15 protein-coding genes and 1 pseudogene are annotated in these 17,462 nt (G+C 70.3%); 10 read left to right on the forward strand and 6 right to left on the reverse strand.

The genetic code is table 11. The annotated features are described in order from the left end of the window. A pseudogene (locus QH270_RS08805) lies at window positions 1-191 on the reverse strand (AraC family transcriptional regulator); the annotation flags it as partial. A gap of 100 nt (window positions 192-291) precedes the next feature. Between QH270_RS08805 and QH270_RS08810 the strand changes: the two are divergent. Continuing rightward, window positions 292-1,089 (forward strand): NAD(P)H-dependent oxidoreductase, encoded by a 798-nt coding sequence (locus tag QH270_RS08810; RefSeq protein WP_280340038.1) that lies wholly within the window; start codon window positions 292-294, stop codon window positions 1,087-1,089. 60 nt (window positions 1,090-1,149) lie between these two features. On the opposite strand, the gene QH270_RS08815 is transcribed toward QH270_RS08810, so the two are convergent. After that, window positions 1,150-2,112, reverse strand: coding sequence for a DUF2157 domain-containing protein (locus QH270_RS08815; protein WP_280340040.1), 963 nt, complete (start codon window positions 2,110-2,112; stop codon window positions 1,150-1,152). 139 nt (window positions 2,113-2,251) lie between these two features. Between QH270_RS08815 and icmF the strand changes: the two genes are divergently transcribed. Further along, window positions 2,252-5,473, forward strand: a complete 3,222-nt coding sequence (gene icmF / locus QH270_RS08820; RefSeq protein ID WP_280340041.1) for a fused isobutyryl-CoA mutase/GTPase IcmF — start codon at window positions 2,252-2,254, stop codon at window positions 5,471-5,473. Window positions 5,474-5,476: 3 nt separating this feature from the next. On the opposite strand, the gene QH270_RS08825 is transcribed toward icmF, so the two are convergent. Then, window positions 5,477-6,121 carry a TetR/AcrR family transcriptional regulator gene (locus tag QH270_RS08825; protein ID WP_432420321.1) on the reverse strand — a complete coding sequence of 215 codons (645 nt, stop codon included), beginning with the start codon at window positions 6,119-6,121 and terminating at the stop codon, window positions 5,477-5,479. A gap of 106 nt (window positions 6,122-6,227) precedes the next feature. Between QH270_RS08825 and QH270_RS08830 the strand changes: the two genes are divergently transcribed. The 6 genes from QH270_RS08830 (at window position 6,228) to QH270_RS08855 (ending at window position 11,637) form a co-directional block, all read left to right on the forward strand. Then, window positions 6,228-7,055: an SDR family NAD(P)-dependent oxidoreductase gene (locus QH270_RS08830; protein WP_280340044.1), complete on the forward strand. Its 828-nt coding sequence runs from the start codon at window positions 6,228-6,230 to the stop codon at window positions 7,053-7,055. Window positions 7,056-7,077: 22 nt separating this feature from the next. Further along, window positions 7,078-8,001: a ferritin-like domain-containing protein gene (locus QH270_RS08835; RefSeq protein WP_280340045.1), complete on the forward strand. Its 924-nt coding sequence runs from the start codon at window positions 7,078-7,080 to the stop codon at window positions 7,999-8,001. Then, window positions 7,998-8,555: an NAD(P)/FAD-dependent oxidoreductase gene (locus tag QH270_RS08840; RefSeq protein ID WP_280340046.1), complete on the forward strand. Its 558-nt coding sequence runs from the start codon at window positions 7,998-8,000 to the stop codon at window positions 8,553-8,555. Before QH270_RS08835 ends, QH270_RS08840 begins: the two co-directional genes overlap by 4 nt. Beyond that, entirely contained in the window at window positions 8,552-10,036 is a 1,485-nt protein-coding gene (locus tag QH270_RS08845) for a flavin-containing monooxygenase (RefSeq protein ID WP_280340047.1), read from the forward strand. Before QH270_RS08840 ends, QH270_RS08845 begins: the two co-directional genes overlap by 4 nt. An 87-nt stretch (window positions 10,037-10,123) precedes the next feature. Next, window positions 10,124-11,182 (forward strand): amidohydrolase family protein, encoded by a 1,059-nt coding sequence (locus QH270_RS08850; protein ID WP_280340049.1) that lies wholly within the window; start codon window positions 10,124-10,126, stop codon window positions 11,180-11,182. Between the two features lie 47 nt (window positions 11,183-11,229). Further along, entirely contained in the window at window positions 11,230-11,637 is a 408-nt protein-coding gene (locus QH270_RS08855; RefSeq protein ID WP_280340050.1) for a DUF3224 domain-containing protein, read from the forward strand. A 12-nt stretch (window positions 11,638-11,649) separates the two neighbouring features. On the opposite strand, the gene QH270_RS08860 is transcribed toward QH270_RS08855, so the two are convergent. Then, window positions 11,650-12,399 (reverse strand): SWIM zinc finger family protein, encoded by a 750-nt coding sequence (locus QH270_RS08860; protein ID WP_280340051.1) that lies wholly within the window; start codon window positions 12,397-12,399, stop codon window positions 11,650-11,652. Further along, window positions 12,399-15,200, reverse strand: a complete 2,802-nt coding sequence (locus QH270_RS08865) for a DEAD/DEAH box helicase (protein ID WP_280340053.1) — start codon at window positions 15,198-15,200, stop codon at window positions 12,399-12,401. Before QH270_RS08865 ends, QH270_RS08860 begins: the two co-directional genes overlap by 1 nt. Window positions 15,201-15,400: 200 nt before the next feature. Here QH270_RS08865 and QH270_RS08870 point away from each other — a divergent pair, with 200 nt between their 5' ends. Beyond that, window positions 15,401-15,763 carry a hypothetical protein gene (locus QH270_RS08870; RefSeq protein WP_280340054.1) on the forward strand — a complete coding sequence of 121 codons (363 nt, stop codon included), beginning with the start codon at window positions 15,401-15,403 and terminating at the stop codon, window positions 15,761-15,763. 60 nt (window positions 15,764-15,823) lie between these two features. Then, window positions 15,824-16,510 (forward strand): HNH endonuclease family protein, encoded by a 687-nt coding sequence (locus tag QH270_RS08875; RefSeq protein WP_280340056.1) that lies wholly within the window; start codon window positions 15,824-15,826, stop codon window positions 16,508-16,510. 161 nt (window positions 16,511-16,671) lie between these two features. Here the strand turns inward: QH270_RS08875 and QH270_RS08880 are convergent, their stop codons facing one another. Then, the gene (locus QH270_RS08880) at window positions 16,672-17,448 is read right to left on the reverse strand and encodes a sulfurtransferase (protein ID WP_280340058.1); all 777 of its coding nucleotides are present in this window, start codon (window positions 17,446-17,448) and stop codon (window positions 16,672-16,674) included. Window positions 17,449-17,462 lie beyond the last annotated feature (14 nt).

Below are 17,462 nucleotides of genomic sequence, written 5' to 3' on the forward strand. Positions count from 1 at the left end.
GCGCCGTGTTCGACGGCGATGGCGAAATCGGCGTCTGTGCGCACCATCCCCGGCTCGGGCGCGCACGTGCGTACCTCGTAGAGTCGCGCGCCGTCGCCGGAGCGGGCAGCGCCGAAGAGCTGGTGCACGATTCCCAGTTCCATCGGCATCACCCCGTCCCTGGCCAGGACCGCGACACGGTGGACAGCCATGGCCCGATTCTTTCACATATCGGCCATCCAGCCACTGGTCGACCGCCGCCGTGCTCGGCAGCCTGGAGGTACGTCCAGGAGCAACGAAAGGAGCACGCCGATGCGAGTGCTGTGGGTCTTGGCCCATCCGGAGCCCCGATCGCTGACCGCTCAGCTGCGCACCGCCGGGATCGCCGCGCTGCGCGCGGCCGGGCACGAGGTGATCGAATCCGATCTCTACGCGATGCACTGGAATCCGGTCGTGACGGCCGCGGATTTCGCCGAGGACGGTGTCGGGCGACTCGATGTCGCGAACGATTCCGAGTCGGCGCTGCGCACAGGACGGCTGGCCGCCGACATCCGTGCCGAACACGAGAAGCTGGCCTGGGCCGACACGGTGGTGCTGCACTTCCCGCTGTGGTGGTACGGAATGCCCGCCATCATGAAGGGCTGGCTCGACCGAGTCATGGTGCAGGGCTATGCCTATGGCGTGCGCGATCCCGAGTCCGGACGCACCCGGCGTTACGGTGACGGCGGGCTGGCGGGCAGGCGGGCGACGGCCGTGGTGTCGGTGGGCGCGCACGCCGGTCTCGGCCCGCGCGGCATCCACGGCGACCTCACCGAGGTCCTGTTCGCGCTGCTGCACGGCACCTTCTTCTACACGGGCATGGAGGTGGTCGAGCCGGTGATCATCCCGGGCACCAACCGGGTGAGCGACGAACGCTTCGCCACCATCGCCGCCGACCTGCGCACGCGGCTGCTCGCCCTGCCGACGACCCCGGCCATCCCCTACCGCCACCAGGACAGCGGCGACTACGACGCCGACTGGAACCTGCGACAGACCCACCTCCCGGGAGCAACCGGCTTGCGGATCCACCGCGACGACGATGAATCCCCATGGGCCGCAACGGCTTGCTAGCCCCGCCAGGTCGGCGGCGGATTCGTTCCGGCCGAAGCGGCACGGCCCTCGCGGGGTTGGTCAGCCCTGACGTTTCGGCCCGACCAGGGCGGCGATCAGGCCGACGGTGAGGACCACGGCGCCGATGGCGAGGACGACGCTGGCGGCGGCGGGCCCGCCGTCGGTGTGGTCGGCCACCGTCTGGGCGACCGCGCCCGCGACCGCCGCCGAGCCGCCGAGCACCAGCACGGGTTCGGGGCGCAGCGCGTACAGGGTGAAACAGGCCAGGCCGACCAGCAGGGTGAGGGCGGGCCGCCACAGCGAATCGCCCCAGGTCACCGATTGGGCGCCGCCGACCGCGATGAGACCACCGATCAGATACCCCGCCCACTCCGCGACGAGCAGCCGCGCCCAGGCGAGCACGAACCATCCCGCGCCGAACAGCATCAGCAGTACGCCCGGCCACACCGATCGATAGTCGAATATCTCGCTGGTCGCGTTGACCACGCTCGCGACCCCGAACGCCCCCATCGCCGCCATTCCGAGCAGGCTCGGCACGAGCAGATAGCCGAGAATCGCCATCAGCAGTCCCGCGATCGACGCGGCGATCTCGGCGCCGTCCCCGGCGCCGAGCGCGGTGGCCACCGCGCCGCAGACGGCGCCGGCGGCCAGCGCCAGCAGCACCGCGGCGAGTCTGCTGCGCCCGGCCGAGGCGATCGGGACCCGCCGGAACACCCCCTCGCAACCGCCCGCGAGCACGATCGCTCCCCCGACCGCGCAGCCGGCCACGACCAGCAGCAACACCACGCGCCCGGTCTGCGCGACCTGGGTCCACGCCCGGCCGAGAAACAGGGCCAGCCCGGCCAGCACCAGTCCGGCCCCGAGGTAGGCGATGATCTCGGCGAGCACCCGCCCCGCGCCCGCCCGGCCCGCCCGCTCCTCGGCGTCGACGGCCCGCAGGATCGCCCCGCGCTGATCGGTACTGATCACCCCGCTCGCGACCAGTCGCTCCAGCGCCACCCCGACCCGATGCTCGCGAACCATCCGTCGAGTATGTCGAGCGGTGACGCCGAAACCGGCGATTCTCGCGCGCCGCGTTTCGCAGCGCAGTGACCCAGGTCATACTAGAATTAGTTGGACGTCCTAGCATCGGACGATCCACCCACTGTTCGTGGAGGCGGTCATGAGCGAGTCCGGCGCACTGCACGTCCCGGTCCACCCCGTGCGATTCGTGACCTCGGCGGCCCTGTTCGACGGGCACGACGCGGCGATCAACATCATGCGGCGCATCCTGCAGGCCCAGGGCGCCGAGGTGATCCATCTCGGCCACAATCGCTCGGTCCGTGAGATCGTCGACGCCGTCGTCGAGGAGGACGTCCAGGGCGTGGCGGTCAGCTCGTACCAGGGCGGGCACATCGAGTTCTTCGAATACCTCGCGGCGGCGCTGCGCGAGGCGGGCGCGGGCCACGTGCGGATCTTCGGCGGTGGCGGTGGCGTGATCGTGGCCGAGGAGATCGAGCGGCTCGCGCGCAGCGGGGTGCGGATCTTCTCCCCGGAGGACGGTCAGCGACTCGGCCTGCCCGGCATGATCAACGAGCTGATCCGCGAGTGCGACGTCGATCCCGCCCACACCCCGCCGGACCTCGACGCCCTCTACACCGGCGACCGGAATGCATTGGCGCGCACCATCACCTGCCTGCAACAGGGCACCCTCGCCGCGGACGACCGGGCCGCGATCCTGGCGGCGGCGGGCGGACGTCAGGTGCCGGTGCTGGGCATCACCGGCACTGGCGGCTCCGGAAAGTCTTCCCTCACCGACGAATTGGTGCGCCGCCTGCGCACCGACCAGCAGGACAAGCTGCGCGTGGCGGTCCTCGCGGTCGATCCGACCCGGCGGCGCGCGGGTGGCGCGCTGCTCGGCGACCGCATCAGGATGAACGCCCTCGACGGCGACCACGTCTACTTCCGGTCGCTGGCCACCCGCGGCAACCACGAGCTTCCCGACGACATCGACACCATGATCGCCGCCTGCCGGGCGGCGGGCCACGACCTGGTGATTCTGGAGACGCCCGGTATCGGGCAGGGCGACGCGGGCATCGTCGACCACGTCCAGGTGGCGCTGTACGTGATGACGCCGGAGTTCGGCGCCGCCTCGCAGCTGGAGAAGATCGACATGCTCGACTACGCCGACGTGGTGGCGGTGAACAAGTACGAACGCCGCGGCGCGGCCGACGCGGTCCGCGACGTCGCCCGCCAATTGATCCGCAACCGTGCGGAATTCGGCGCGAGCCCGGGCGACATGCCCGTCTTCGGCACCAGCGCGGCCACCTTCGACGACGACGGCGTCACCGCGCTCTACCAGCACCTCGCCGGACTGCTCGCCGGCCACGGCCTCGCCCTGGAGCCGGGCACGCTACCGAAGGTGGACACCAAGGTCTCCACCCGCTTCGCCACGCTGGTGCCGCCTGCCCGGGTCCGGTATCTGGCCGAGATCGCCGAGACGGTGCGGTCCTACCACGCCGAGACGACACGGGAATGCGCTGCGGCGCGACGTGTCCAGCGGCTCGCGGCGGTGGCCGACGAACTGCCGGACGACACCGCCGTCGCCGAGTTGCTGACGAAGGCGCGCGCCGAACTCTCCCCCGAGTCGACCGCGCTGCTCACCGAGTGGCCGTCCCTCGCCGAGAGCTACCGGGGCGAGGAACAAGTCGTCCGGGTCCGCGACCGCGAGATCCGCACCCCACTGCGCCGCGAATCACTGTCCGGGTCGAGCATTCCGCGCGTGGCCCTGCCGCGCTACACCGATCACGGCGAGCTGCTGCGATTCCTGCGCGCCGAGCACCTACCCGGCCGGTTCCCCTTCACCGCGGGGGTTTTCGCGTTCAAGCGCGACAACGAGGACCCGGCCAGGATGTTCGCCGGCGAGGGCGATCCGGCGCGGACCAACCGCCGCTTCAAGGTGCTCAGCGCGCACGCCGAGGCCACCCGGCTCTCGACGGCGTTCGACTCGGTGACCCTCTACGGCCACGATCCGGCCGAGCGACCCGACATCTACGGCAAGGTCGGGACCTCGGGCGTCTCGGTGGCCACCATCGAGGACATGCGCACGCTGTTCGACGGTTTCGACCTGTGCGCGCCGACCACCTCGGTGTCGATGACCATCAACGGCCCGGCGCCGACCATCCTCGCCTTCTTCCTCAACGCCGCGATCGATCAGGCGCTGCGACGCTTCACCGAGGCCGAGGGCCGCGCGCCCACGGACGAGGAGGCCGCGACGATCCGGGCGCGCACGTTGTCGACCGTGCGCGGCACCGTGCAGGCCGACATCCTCAAGGAGGATCAGGGCCAGAACACCTGCCTGTTCTCCACCGAGTTCAGCCTGCGGATGATGGCCGATGTACAGGAATGGTTCGTGCGCAACGATGTCCGCAATTTCTACTCGGTCTCCATCTCGGGCTATCACATCGCCGAGGCGGGGGCGAACCCGATCAGCCAGCTCGCGTTCACGCTGGCCAACGGATTCACCTATGTGGAGACCTACCTCGCGCGCGGGCTGGCGATCGACGACTTCGCCCCGAATCTGTCGTTCTTCTTCTCCAACGGCATGGATCCGGAGTACACGGTGATCGGGCGGGTCGCCCGGCGGATCTGGGCGGTGGCCATGCGCAACCGCTACGGCGGCGGCGAACGCGCGCAGAAGCTGAAGTATCACGTGCAGACCTCGGGCCGGTCGCTGCACGCGCAGGAGATGCAGTTCAACGACATCCGCACCACCCTGCAGGCGCTGATCGCCGTCTACGACAACTGCAACAGCCTGCACACCAACGCCTTCGACGAGGCGGTGACCACCCCGACCGAGGATTCGGTGCGCCGCGCGCTGGCGATCCAGCTCATCATCGCCAAGGAATGGGGGCTGGCGGTCAACGAGAATCCGCTGCAGGGCAGCTTCGTCATCGACGAACTCACCGACCTCGTGGAGGAGGCGGTGCTGCTCGAATTCGAGCGGATCAGCGAACGCGGCGGCGTGCTCGGCGCCATGGAGACCGGCTATCAGCGCGGCCGCATCCAGGACGAGTCGATGCGCTACGAACAGCGCAAACACGACGGTTCCCTGCCCATCGTCGGCGTGAACACCTTCCGCGGCCACGACGACGAGGCCGCGCACGGCCCGCTGGAACTGGCCCGCGGCACCGAGGCCGAACGCCGCTCCCAGCTGGACCGCCTGCGCGCCTTCCAGGACGAACACGCCGAACAGGCCCATGCCGCGCTCGCGCGGCTGGCTGAGGTGGCCCACACCGAGGGCAACATCTTCGAGGTCCTGATGGACGCGGCGCGGGTCTGTTCCCTCCAGCAGGTCACCGACGCGTTCTTCGCCGTCGGCGGGCAGTACCGGCGCACCGTGTGAGGCTCAGCCGCCGATGATCTCCGCGGGCAGGAACATCGCGCCGAGCTGGGTGGCGATGGCGAAGGTGTGCTCGACGATCCGCGCGGCGTCCACCTCGATGGCGCCGGTGCGCCAGGCGGTGAGCAGTTCGATGAAGCCGCCGATGCCGGCCAGGGTGCTCATCCGCACGGCCGTCTCGTCGACATCGGCGCGCAGGTAGGGCCAGGCCGCGGCGATCAGCAGGTCGGTGGCGTCGGTGAGCATCGCTTTGCGCCGCTGCTCGAGGACGGCGCTGCCCGCGTGGTCGGCCAGCAGGATGCGGGCCCGCCCACGCAGGTCGGACTGCAACTCGACGGCGCGGGCGATGGCGGCGCGCAGGATGTCCAGGGGCGCGCGCCCGGCGTTGTCGGCCAGGATGGCGGCCAGATCGGCGAAGACCTCCGCGCACACCTCGTCCCAGACCACGGCGAGCAGGTCGTCGCGGTCGGTGAAGTTCTCGTAGAAGTACCGGTCGTTGAGCGCCGCCCGCTGACAGACACCGCGCATCGTCACCGCGGCCCACCCGCTGTCGAGCCAGATCGCCAGCGCCGCCTCGATCAGGTCGGCGCGGCGCTGTGCCCTGCGTTCCGCCGCGGTGCGGCCACCCCAGGTTCGGGCCGGTGCGCGCACATCCATGGTTGACAAAGTACTCCCCCGCGCGCCTAATTGGTGTCAGGTGCGGCCAATGGTGGCGAGTGACACCAATTGGAACCGGACCGCTGACACTGGAGTCGCCATGCGCCTGTTTCGTCGTCGTCGAACCGAACACGCCGATGCGGTGGTCACCGGCGCCGGGAGCGGCATCGGCCGCGCCTTCGCCGTCGAGCTGGGCAGGCGCGGCGGACGGGTGGTGTGCTCCGATATCGACGCGGGCCGGGCCGCCGACACCGCCGCCCTGGTGGACGAGGCAGGCGGCAAGGCCATCGGCGCCCGCTGCGATGTCACCGCGATCGACGAGGTCACCGCGCTGGCGACGCTCGCGCGGGACTGGTTCGGCGGCGCGCCGACCCTCGTGATCAACAATGCCGGGATCGGCGCCGGCGGTCCCCCGGTCGGCGAATTCACCCTCGACGACTGGCAGCGCACCCTCGGGGTGAACCTGTGGGGCGTCATCAACGGCTGTCACGTCTTCACGCCGATCCTGCGCGCCGCGGGCCGGGGCACGGTGGTCAATGTCGCCTCCGCCGCCGCGTTCGGCGCCGCCCCGCGAATGGCGGCCTACAACGTGAGCAAGGCGGGTGTGCTCGCGCTGTCGGAGACGATGTCGGCCGAACTGGCAGGCACCGGGGTCGGCGTGACGGTGCTGTGCCCCACGGGGGTGAAAACCGGGATCATGCAGGCGGATTCGCCGATGGACGAGACCGCGGAGCGCCTGGGCGGGCTGCTGCTGCGGTGGACCGGCCGCCCGCCCGCGAGCATCGCGAAGACCACCCTCGACGCCGTCGACCGTGGCGACCTCTACGTGGTGCCGCAACTGGAAGCCAAAGTGCTGTGGCAGGCCAAACGCTGGATGCCTGCCACGTACACCCGTTCGGCGGGCCTGCTCGAACGGGTCGTGCGCTGAACCGACCGAGAGGAGACGGACAATGACGTTCGCCTATCCCGACATGCTCGCCACCGTGCGCGCCAAGCAGTGGGCCCTTGCCGACATCGACTGGGACGCACCGGGTGCCGAGCTCGTCACCGACGAGCAGCGACCACGCTTGGCCGCGTTCATGTCCGATCTGGTGTGGATCGAACACGTCGGCGCCCGCGGCTTCGCCGCACTGGTCCAGCAGGCGCCGCCGGGCGCGCTGCGCGAGATCTACCGGCACTTCCACGCCGAGGAACAGAAACACGCCAACGCCGAACTGGCGCTCATGCGCCGCTGGGGCATGCTCGACGACGACGCGATGCCGGTGCCCAACAAGAACATCCGCCTGGTGATCAGCTGGCTCGACCGCTACGCCGAGCACATGACCCTGCCCGTACTCGGCACGGTCATCCCCTCGCTGGAGACGGCACTGGACGGCGCGCTGGTGAAGTTCCTGCTCGACGAGGTCGACGATCCGGTGTGCCACGAGGTGTTCCGGCACATCAACAGCGACGAATCCCGGCACCTGGCCGTCGGTTTCCAAGTGCTCGAACAGCTCGGCGCCGGGCCGCTGCGCACGATCGCCATCGAGACAGCGGGTTTCGCGGCGCGTCCGTCGTTCGTGCTCGGCGCCCTGCTCTACGCGCCGCTGCTGTCACGGATGGCGGCCAACATCGTCGCGCTCGGGCTCGACGAGGAGAAGCTGTGGAACGCGGTGCGCCGCTACGAGAACGTCGGCGAGCGCAGTCCACAGATCCGGCGGCTGCCGCTGTATCACGTGGTGAAGATGCACGGGAAGGCGACGATTCACCGCCGCCAACCGTTCCAGCTGCTCGCCGACGTGTCCAATGCCTGCATCGATCGGTTCCCGATCCGGGTGCTCGGCCACCGTCCGTCGTGGGTCCGCGAGCTCACCTACGAACCGGTGGCGAAATGACCGGGCTCCCCGGCACCTTCGACGGCCGGATCGTGCACCATCTCGACTTCCACCCCCGCCGGGAGTTCACCGGTCAGCGGGTGGCGATCATCGGTTCCGGCGCGGCGGCGGCACGGTTGCTGCCCGGCATCGCGGCCGAGGCGGCGCGGGTGACGGTGTTCCAGACCGAGGCCGTCTGGATCGTGCCCCGCGCGCCGCTGCCCGCCGGCGCGCTGCGACACGCGCCGGATCGGCTGGTCCGGCTCGTTGCCCGGGCGAATCTCCGTGCACAGGTCCGTGATTCGTGGCTGCGGCACCGGCTCACCCCCGACGACGAGGCGGGGGTCGCCGTGCACGACAGCTACTACCGCACCCTGCGACAGCCGCACTGCAAGCTGGTCACCTGGCCGATCGCGCGGCTCGCACCACTGGGTGTGCGCACCGTCGACGGCATCGAACACCGGGTCGACACCATCGTCTTCGCCGACGACTCCCACCACGTCGTACGCACCATCGGTCGCGGCGGACACCTGCCGACGACAGCCGCCAGGGTCGGCAGAAAGGAATCAGCGTGAGCACGATCTATCACGAGGTCATCATCGTGGGGGCGGGCTTCTCCGGGATCGGTGCCGCGATCGCCCTGCGGGAGGCGGGATTCGGGGACTTCCTGCTCGTCGACGACGCCGACGGGGTCGGTGGCACCTGGCACTGGAACACCTATCCCGGTGTCGCCGTGGACATCCCGTCGTTCAGCTACCAGTTCTCCTTCGACCAGCGCACCGAGTGGTCACGCGTGTACGCGCCGGGGCACGAACTCAAGGCCTACGCCGAATCCTGCGTGGACAAACACGGTCTGCGCGAGCACATCCGGTTCAACACCACCGTGGTCGCCGCGGACTTCGACGCCGACGCCGACCGCTGGGTGTTGCGCACCGCCGACGGCGGCGAACTGACGGCCCGCTTCGTGCTCAGCGCCACCGGGGTGCTCACCCGCCCGAAACTGCCCGACATTCCCGGCATCGAGACCTTCGCCGGGACCACGGTGCACACCGCGCGCTGGGATCACGGCCTCGACCTGCGCAACAAGCGGGTCGCGATCATCGGCACCGGAGCGTCGGCGGTGCAGGTGATCCCCGAGATCGCGCCGCGGGTCGAGCACCTCACCGTCTTCCAGCGCACCCCGATCTGGTGCCTGCCCAGGCCCGACCTGCCCGTGCCCCCGCCCGCGCGCTGGGCGCTGCGGCTGCCCGGCGGCCGCACCCTCACCCGGCTGCTGAGCCAGACCTATGTCGAGGTCACCTTCCCGCTGGCCGCCCACTACCACCGCTCGCTGCCCACCGCCGCGATCGGCGAGCGCGCCGGGCTGGCACATCTGCGCCGCCAGGTGCAGGACCCGGCCGTGCGCGCGAAACTCACCCCGAACTACGCCCTCGGCTGCAAACGGCCCAGCTTCTCCAACGACTACCTGGCCACCTACAACCGCGCGAATGTCACGCTGGAAACCGCGCCCATCACCGAGATCACCGCCACCGGCGTGCGCACCGCCGACACCACGCACCCGGCCGACGTGCTCATTCTCGCGACCGGTTTCAAAGTGATGGAATCGGGAAATATGCCGACTTACGATCTGCACGGCGTCGACGGCCTCGACCTGGAGAAATGGTGGGACGAGAACCGGCTGCAGGCCTACGAGGGCGTGAGCGTGCCGGGATTTCCCAACTATTTCTCCATCATGGGTCCCTACGGCTACAACGGGGCCTCGTATTTCACGCTCATCGAGAATCAGACCCGCCATATTCTGCGGTGCCTGCGCCGGGCCCGCAGCACCGGCGCCACCAGGGTGGAGGTCCGCCGCGAAGCCAACGACCGGTTCTTCCGCGAGGTGCTCGCTCGGCGCGGCGGGCAGGTGTTCTGGCAGGACAGCTGCGCCGACGCCAACAGTTACTACTTCGACAAGCACGGCGATGTGCCGCTGCGGCCGTCGTCCACGCTGGAGGCGGCGTGGCGCAGCGGTCATTTCGACCTGGCCGATTACGTGTTCACCCCGGCCCGCTGAACCGCCCGCTGTTCATCCACCCCGTCCCGTCGGAATGTGTGACAATCGCGCCACCGAAGCGATCGGCACCGACGGGACGGCGGCGGCATGACACTGACCGATATCGACATCATCGATGCGCACCTGCACCAGTGGGACCCGCATACGACACCGCGGCAATTCAGCAAGCACGCCACCCTGCTGCGGTATCTGCCGATTCCGATCGATATCGCGACGCGATTGACCCCGCGGCGCGACCGCGAATTCGTCGGTGACGCGTCGGCCTACATGGGCCCGTATCTGCCCGCCGATTACCGGACCGATCTCGGCCCGACCGCGGTCTCCGCGCTGGTCCACGTCGAGGCGGACTGGACCGGCAGGCAACCCGACGAGACCCGCTGGGTGGCGAGCCTGCCCTTCGGGGTCGACACGCCACGGCTGGCCGCGATCGTCGGCGCCGCCGATCCCGCCGACCCCGACTTCGCGGCCGTCCTGGACGCGCACCAGTCGGCCTCACCGCTGTTGCACGGGATCAGGACGAACGTGGCCCACCATCCCGATCCGGCGGTGAAATCGTTCGCGGCGCACGACGGGCGGCTCACCGCGCCCGCGTTCCTGGACGGCTTCGCCGAGCTCGCCGAGCGGGGGCTCTCGTTCGACACCTGGATCTATTCGGTCCAGCTGCCGGAACTGACCGCACTGGCCGAGCGCTTTCCCGAGGTGCCGATCGTGGTCGATCACCTGGGGACCCCCGCCGGGATCTTCGGACCGGTCGGCAAGTCCACCGGCAGGACCGCCACGCAGCGGCACACCCTGTTCGAGCGCTGGCGCCAGGACCTCACCGATCTCGCCGCCCAGCCCAATGTGGTGGCCAAGGTCAGCGGGCTGATGATGCCGGTACTCGGACACCCGGTGCCCCCGCGCGGCGCACCGACCCCGGTGCCCGTGCTGGTGGAGCGCGTGCGACCGATGCTCACTCACGCGCTCACGGTCTTCGGCGCCGACCGCCTGATCTGGGGCTCGAATTTCCCGGTCGATCGGCCGATCACCAGCATCACCGGCGCCGCCGAGACCGTCGCCACCGTGCTCACCGACGCCGGCGCCGAGACCGAGGACCTGCGGAAGGTGTTCGGCGGCAACGCGACCCGCGTGTACCGCGTCGACTGAACCGCGGTCAGGGTGACCTGTCGGTGCCTCGCCCTAGCATCGCCGGTATGAAGGCAACCGGCACATTCGAAGTCACCGCGTTCGACCCCACCGACCTGGGCCAACGGCCATCCATCGAGACCGGCCTCCCGGTCGGCGTCAGCACCATGACCAAGGAATACGCGGGCGAGATCACCGGCCGCTCGGCGACCCTGTTCACCGCGGCCTTCGACATGGCCACCGGCGCGGGTACCTATCTCGCCATGGAGTCCTTCGAAGGCGCCCTCCACGACAAGGCGGGCGCGTTCAACTTCGTCCACTCGGCCACCACCGCGGGTACCGACCGTACGGACGAGTTCTTCCACATCGTCCCGGCCAGCGGCACCGGTGCGCTCACCGGCATCACCGGCTCCGGTGCCCTGTACGTCGACAGCACCGGCGGCCACCACATCTGGTTCGAATACGAACTCCCCTGAGGGGCGAGCGGGTCAGCTGTCGAATTCGGGGTAGAGGGAACGCAGTTCGCGCAGGCCCGTGGCCGCCGTCGGTTCGTCTTCGGTGGTCATGCGGAGGGCGCGGCGCAGGGGGACGGGGTCGAGATCGTCGATCACAGGGTGGAACTCGAGGCGAGGCAGGTCGGGCAGGACCAGGGTGTCGCCGTACGGATCGTCGGATTCCTCGGCGCGGGTGGACTTCTCGACTCCGCCGATGAGGGTGTCCAGGTCGAGACCGCGCAGCGTGAGGATCTCGCTCGGCTGTTCGTCGAGACGTTCCGACAGCAGGTAGCAGACGGCGGCCACGTGCTTGCACGGCCAGCCCATATCGGGGCAGGAGCAGGAGAAGTCCAGCTCCGAGGCGGTGCTGGGGAGCAGGTGCGGGCCGAGTGCGGGTGGCAATGCGCCGGAGGCGATTTCGGCGAGCATGCCGGGCGCCTCCCTGATCTCGGCGAGCAGCAGGTCGACCTCCTCCTCGCGCAGCGGCCGCATGGCCAGCACCGAGGTGAACGGGCTGGGCTGGCTGCCCTGGACCTCCGCCGTGACGGCGCCGCGCTCGATCCGGTAGTTCACCACCTGGCCCACCCTGGCATAGGTGCGCCCACGCGAGAGCCTGCCCGCGTCGGCCACCTTCTCCACCGCGTCCAGCAGCGCACGGCCCCACCAGGTCCGGCCGAAGCCACCGTGTGCTCTGGCGCCTCCGGTGACCGGTCGGCGCGGACCGAACTGACTGAAATCGGTCATCAGTCGCCCACCGCCTCGGCGCCGAGGGTGAACAGCTCGCGCAGTTCGTCGGTGCTCAGCTCGGTGATCCAGTTCTCCCCCGCGCCGACCGCCAGCTCGGCCAATTGCTTCTTCCCGCTGATCATCTCGTCGATCCGCTCCTCGATGGTGTCGACGCAGACCAGTTTGCGGACCTGCACCGCGCGCTGCTGGCCGATCCGGAACGCGCGGTCGGTGGCCTGGTTCTCCACGGCGGGGTTCCACCAGCGGTCCAGGTGGATCACATGATTGGCGGCGGTCAGGTTCAGGCCGGTGCCGCCCGCCTTGAGCGAGAGCAGCATCAGCGGTGGGCCGTCGTCGCGCTGGAAACCGGTGACCATGTCGTCGCGGCGCTGCTTGCTCACCCCGCCGTGCAGGAACGGGATCGAGGTACCGAAGCGCTCGGTGAGATACGGCAGCACGAGGTCGCCGAACTCACGGAACTGGGTGAACAGCAGGGCCTTCTCGCCGTCGGCGATGACGGCGTCGAGCACGTCCTCGACCAGTGCCAGCTTGCCGGAGCGGTGGCTGCCGCGCCGCAGCAGCGGCGAGCCGTCGCCCAGGTAGTGCGCGGGATGATTGCAGACCTGCTTGAGTCGGGTCAGCGCGCCGAGCACGGCGCCCTTGCGCGCCATGCCCTTCGCGTCCTTCAGCTTCTCCAGCATGTCGTCGACCACCGCCTGGTAGAGCGCGGCCTGCTCGACGGTGAGATTGGCCCGCACCGTCATCTCGAGTTTCTCGGGCAGGTCGCTGATGACGGCCGGATCGGTCTTGAGCCTGCGCAGCACGAACGGATCGGTGATCAGGCGCAGCCGGTCGATGGCGTGCTGATCGCGTTCGCGTTCGATCGGCACCGCGAACCTGGCCCGGAACGACTGCGGACTGCCGAGCAGCTTCGGCATGGCGAAGTCGAACAGGGCGCGCAGTTCCTCGAGCCGGTTCTCCACCGGGGTGCCGGTGAGGGCCAAGCGATGCCGCGCGGGCAGGGCGCGGGCGGCCCGTGCCTGACGGGTGGCGGCGTTCTTGATGTGCTGGGCCTCGTCGAGCACGACGCGCTCCCACTGCTGCTCGCTCAGCAGGGTGGCGTCGCGGGCGAGCAGGGCGTAGGTCGTCACGATCAGGTCCGAATCACGAACGGCCGCAGCGAATTTCGTTCCGGAGAGGCGGCCTGGTCCGTGATGGACCAGCACGCGCAGATCGGGCGTGAACCGTTGTGCTTCCCGCTGCCAGTTGCCGACCACCGACATCGGGCACACCAGCAGGGTCGGCCCCACGGCCGACCCGGTGGGCGTCTCCCGCTCATGGGCGAGCAGCGCCAGCACCTGCACCGTCTTGCCGAGGCCCATGTCGTCGGCCAGGATCGCGCCGCAGTTGAGTCGGCTCATCGTGGCCAGCCAGCTCAGGCCGCGTTCCTGGTACGGGCGCAGCTCGGCTTTCAGACCTATCGGGACCGGGACCGGCTCGGGTTCGCCTTCCCTGGCGAACAATTCGGCCGCCCAGCCCTCGGCGGTGACCTCGGTGACCGGCACGTCGTCGACGCGCTCGGCGGCGAGCTCGCCGATCATGTCGGCCAGCGTGATCGGGGTGTCGTCGGAGTGCATGGCGACGTAGCGAGCCGCGGCCGCCAGCACGCGATGGTCGGCCTGCACCCATTCGCCGCGCAGCTGGACGAGATTCGACTTGCTGCGGATCAGCCGTTCCATCTCGGCTTTGGTGAGCACCAGGTCACCGAGCGCCAATTCCCAACGGTAGGAGAGCAATCCGCTCAGTCCCACGGTGGATTCGGCGGCGACCGGGCTGCTCACCCGCAGCCGCATACTCGGTTCGGCGATGTTCCACGCCCGCGGCAACAGCAAGCGGATGCCGGCCTCCTGCAGGGCGTGGGCACCGTGCGCGACGAGATCGGCGACCACCTCGGTGGGCAGCAGCAGGTCGAGGCCGCGCGGGTCGGTGGGCAGATCGCGCAGACGCGGGTAGGCCTTGCGTGCCTGCCCCAGCTTCTCGGCGGCGGTGCGCACCAGGACCGGGTCGTCGTCGAGGGCGACCGGTTTCGGCGCGTCGTCGACGGGGCGCAGGCACACCTGCAGCCGCCACAGCGCCACCGTCTCGTCGGTCGCGCCGAACTCGCCGTCGGGTTCGCACAGGCGCAGCACGAGTTCCGGCTCGTCGGCGGCGTAACCCGCGCGCCACTGGGTCAGCGTCTCCGCCACCCGATACGAACCCGCCTCGAGCGGAGTGTCGGCGACCAGGGCCGTGAGCAGCGGGTGGGTCATCGTCCGGTGCGCGAGGTACTCGCGGGCGATCGGATCGGTGAGCTCGGTGACCAGGTCGTCGAGCACCGCCGCCGGCGAGCCCGCCACCCGCAGCGCGGCGGGCATGGCGGCCGCGAGTTCGGCCAGCCAGGCGCGCTGCCGCTGACCGCCGACCAGCCGCCAGCGCACCCACCACTGACCGTCGGCCCGCTCGACCTGCGGCACCACCCGGCCCGCCCGGACCCACCGTTCGATACCGCGCGCGACGTGGCCGAGGAACCGCAGGTCGCCGGAGACGTTCTCGATGGGCAGCCGGCTGCGCAGCACGACGGCCGCCGTGGGCGGCGCCAACGCGTGCGCGCGCACCTCGGCGGTCTCCGACCTGCCCTCGGCGTCGACGACGAGCACCACGGCGCGATGCCGGAACCTGGCCCGCTCCAGAATGTCGCCCAGGACCGAACCCACGGCGACCGGTTCCCCGTCGTGCCACAGCAGCAGGCCCGAACCGGGGGACCACAGACCGTGCAGCATGATCCCCATCCAAGCAGGCCCCACCGACAGGCTCCGCGACCGGCCACACCCCTGGATTTCTCGCCGCTCCCGGAACATACTGAGATATCCCCTGGTCACGGGCCGGACCACCCACCGGCGACAACTGCACAACGACCCAGGCGAACCGGGCTCGCACCGGCTCGGCCGATGAACCCCTTGTATGTGTGCGGAGGGCAGCGATGACGATTCTGCTCCAGGTTCTCGAGCAGAGCTATACCCCGACAACCCCGTGGGAACGGCGCAAATTCACGTTCATCGACACCGGCAAGATCGTCGGCATGCGACTGGACGGTCAATCCGGCATCTGGCTCGACCTGATCAGACCCGGCGAATCCCAGCGGCTGGCGCGCACCAACGATCCCCGTGACGCCATCACGTTCCTGCTCACCGTGTTCGCCAAGATCGCCGAGTGTGAGGATCGCGGCGGATCCTGGCTGGTCGGCCACGACGGCACGCACATCTCCTCGATCGCGGCGACCCGGTTCCCACCGAATTCCAGCGAACTGGCCGCCGACGACATCCTGGCGCGCGCCTGGCTGTAGGCGCGGGTCGGCTCGGCGTTCGGCCGGGGCTGTCGGTGGCACCCGGTACAACCTGCAGGCATGCGGAAATCGGCCGGGTCGCTCGTGCTCCTGCTCGTGCTCACGGGTTGTGGTGTGCTCACGCTCGAGGAGCCGGTGGCACCCGCGCCGGGCTCGCCGACGCGCGCCGAGGTCACCGCGCTGCTCGAGCGGGTGCGCGTGGTCGCGTCACGCCCGCGCCCCGGCGGGTACGAGCGCGGCTGCAAGGCCGGTCAGGGCTGTGTGTTCGGCCCCGCCTGGTCCGACGACACCGACGCACCAGGCGGTCACGACGGCTGCGACACCCGCAACAACGTGCTCGCCGCGCAACTGCGCGAGGTGGTGCGTCGCGGCCGCTGCGTGGTGGTCGAGGGCGTGCTCGCCGACCCGTACACCGGCACCGAGATCACCTTCCGCAAGTCCGACGGCGGCCGCGTCCAGATCGACCACGTCTACCCCCTGGCCGCCGCCTGGGACATGGGCGCCGCCGAGTGGACACCACGCCAGCGCGCCCGCTTCGCCAACGACCTCTCGGTGAACCTGCTCGCCACCGGCGCCACCACCAACCAGTCCAAGGGCGACGACACCCCCGCCGATTGGCTCCCCCCGTCCCGCCCCAACCACTGCTTCTACGCGGCCAAGTACCTGACCGCGGCCCTCGACTACGACCTGCCCATCACCGCCGCCGACAACGCCGCCCTGCACGAGGTAGCCCGGGGCTGCCCGTGATCCCGCACGCTGATGCGGAGGCGCTGAGGCTCCCGTTGCGGCAGCGCTGAGGCTCCCGTGGCGGCAGCGCTGAGGCTCCCGTTGCAGCGGCGCTGAGGCTCCCGTGGCGGCAGCGCTCAGGCTCCCGTTGCAGCGCGCTGAGGCTCCCGTCGCGGCGGCGCTCAGGCTCCGGTCGCGGCGGGGCGTTTCGGGTCGTTGGACCACTGCGACCACGAGCCGGCGTAGAGGGTGGCGGGGATGCCGGCGATGGCCAGGGCGGCGATCTGGTGGGCGGCGGTGATGCCGGAGCCGCAGTAGACGGCGATCGGGGTGTCGGCGTAGGCGGCGAAGCGGGCGCGCAGGTCCTCGGCGGAGCGGAAATGTCCGGTGCTGTCCAGGTTTTCGGTGGTGGGGGCGCTCAACGCGCCGGGGATGTGGCCGGCGCGTGGGTCGACCGGTTCGACCTCGCCGCGGTAGCGTTCGGCGGCTCTGGCGTCGAGGAGCGTGCCGGACCAGGCGGCGGCCGCGTCGGCGTCGATGACGGGCAGCGCGCCGGGGCGCACGATCAGGTCGCCGGGGGCCGGGTCGGGTTCGGCGCCGGTCGCCAGGTCGCCGCCTGCCGCGATCCACGCGGGCAGGCCACCGTCGAGCAGGCGGACGTTCTCGACGCCGGCCCAGCGCAGCAGCCACCAGGCCCGCGCGGCGGACATTCCGCCGGTCGCGTCGTAGACCACCACGGGTTCGCCCTCGCCGAGTCCCCAACTGCGCGCGCACTTCTCGAAGGTTCCGGGATCGGGCAGGGGGTGCCGCCCGCGCGCCGGCGAGGGGGCGGCGGCCAGTTCGGTCTCCATGTCGACGAACACCGCGCCGGGAATGTGCCCGTCCAGATAGTGCTGCGGACCGTCCGGATCACCCAGCGCCCACCGCACATCGAGCAGATGAATCCTGTTGTCCGCCAGTTCCTCCCGAAGTT

Origin of the sequence: Nocardia neocaledoniensis (genome assembly GCF_029868625.1) — a bacterium.
Classification (GTDB): domain Bacteria; phylum Actinomycetota; class Actinomycetes; order Mycobacteriales; family Mycobacteriaceae; genus Nocardia; species Nocardia neocaledoniensis_A.

Excerpts from the sequence above, each read along its gene's own strand:
- QH270_RS08810 (WP_280340038.1), top strand. The coding sequence starts at position 292 with ATGCGAGTGCTGTGGGTCTTGGCCCATCCGGAGCCCCGATCGCTGACC.
- QH270_RS08815 (WP_280340040.1), bottom strand. The coding sequence starts at position 2,112 with ATGGTTCGCGAGCATCGGGTCGGGGTGGCGCTGGAGCGACTGGTCGCG.
- icmF (WP_280340041.1), top strand. The coding sequence starts at position 2,252 with ATGAGCGAGTCCGGCGCACTGCACGTCCCGGTCCACCCCGTGCGATTC.
- QH270_RS08830 (WP_280340044.1), top strand. The coding sequence starts at position 6,228 with ATGCGCCTGTTTCGTCGTCGTCGAACCGAACACGCCGATGCGGTGGTC.
- QH270_RS08835 (WP_280340045.1), top strand. The coding sequence starts at position 7,078 with ATGACGTTCGCCTATCCCGACATGCTCGCCACCGTGCGCGCCAAGCAG.
- QH270_RS08840 (WP_280340046.1), top strand. The coding sequence starts at position 7,998 with ATGACCGGGCTCCCCGGCACCTTCGACGGCCGGATCGTGCACCATCTC.
- QH270_RS08850 (WP_280340049.1), top strand. The coding sequence starts at position 10,124 with ATGACACTGACCGATATCGACATCATCGATGCGCACCTGCACCAGTGG.
- QH270_RS08855 (WP_280340050.1), top strand. The coding sequence starts at position 11,230 with ATGAAGGCAACCGGCACATTCGAAGTCACCGCGTTCGACCCCACCGAC.
- QH270_RS08860 (WP_280340051.1), bottom strand. The coding sequence starts at position 12,399 with ATGACCGATTTCAGTCAGTTCGGTCCGCGCCGACCGGTCACCGGAGGC.
- QH270_RS08865 (WP_280340053.1), bottom strand. The coding sequence starts at position 15,200 with ATGCTGCACGGTCTGTGGTCCCCCGGTTCGGGCCTGCTGCTGTGGCAC.
- QH270_RS08870 (WP_280340054.1), top strand. The coding sequence starts at position 15,401 with ATGACGATTCTGCTCCAGGTTCTCGAGCAGAGCTATACCCCGACAACC.
- QH270_RS08875 (WP_280340056.1), top strand. The coding sequence starts at position 15,824 with ATGCGGAAATCGGCCGGGTCGCTCGTGCTCCTGCTCGTGCTCACGGGT.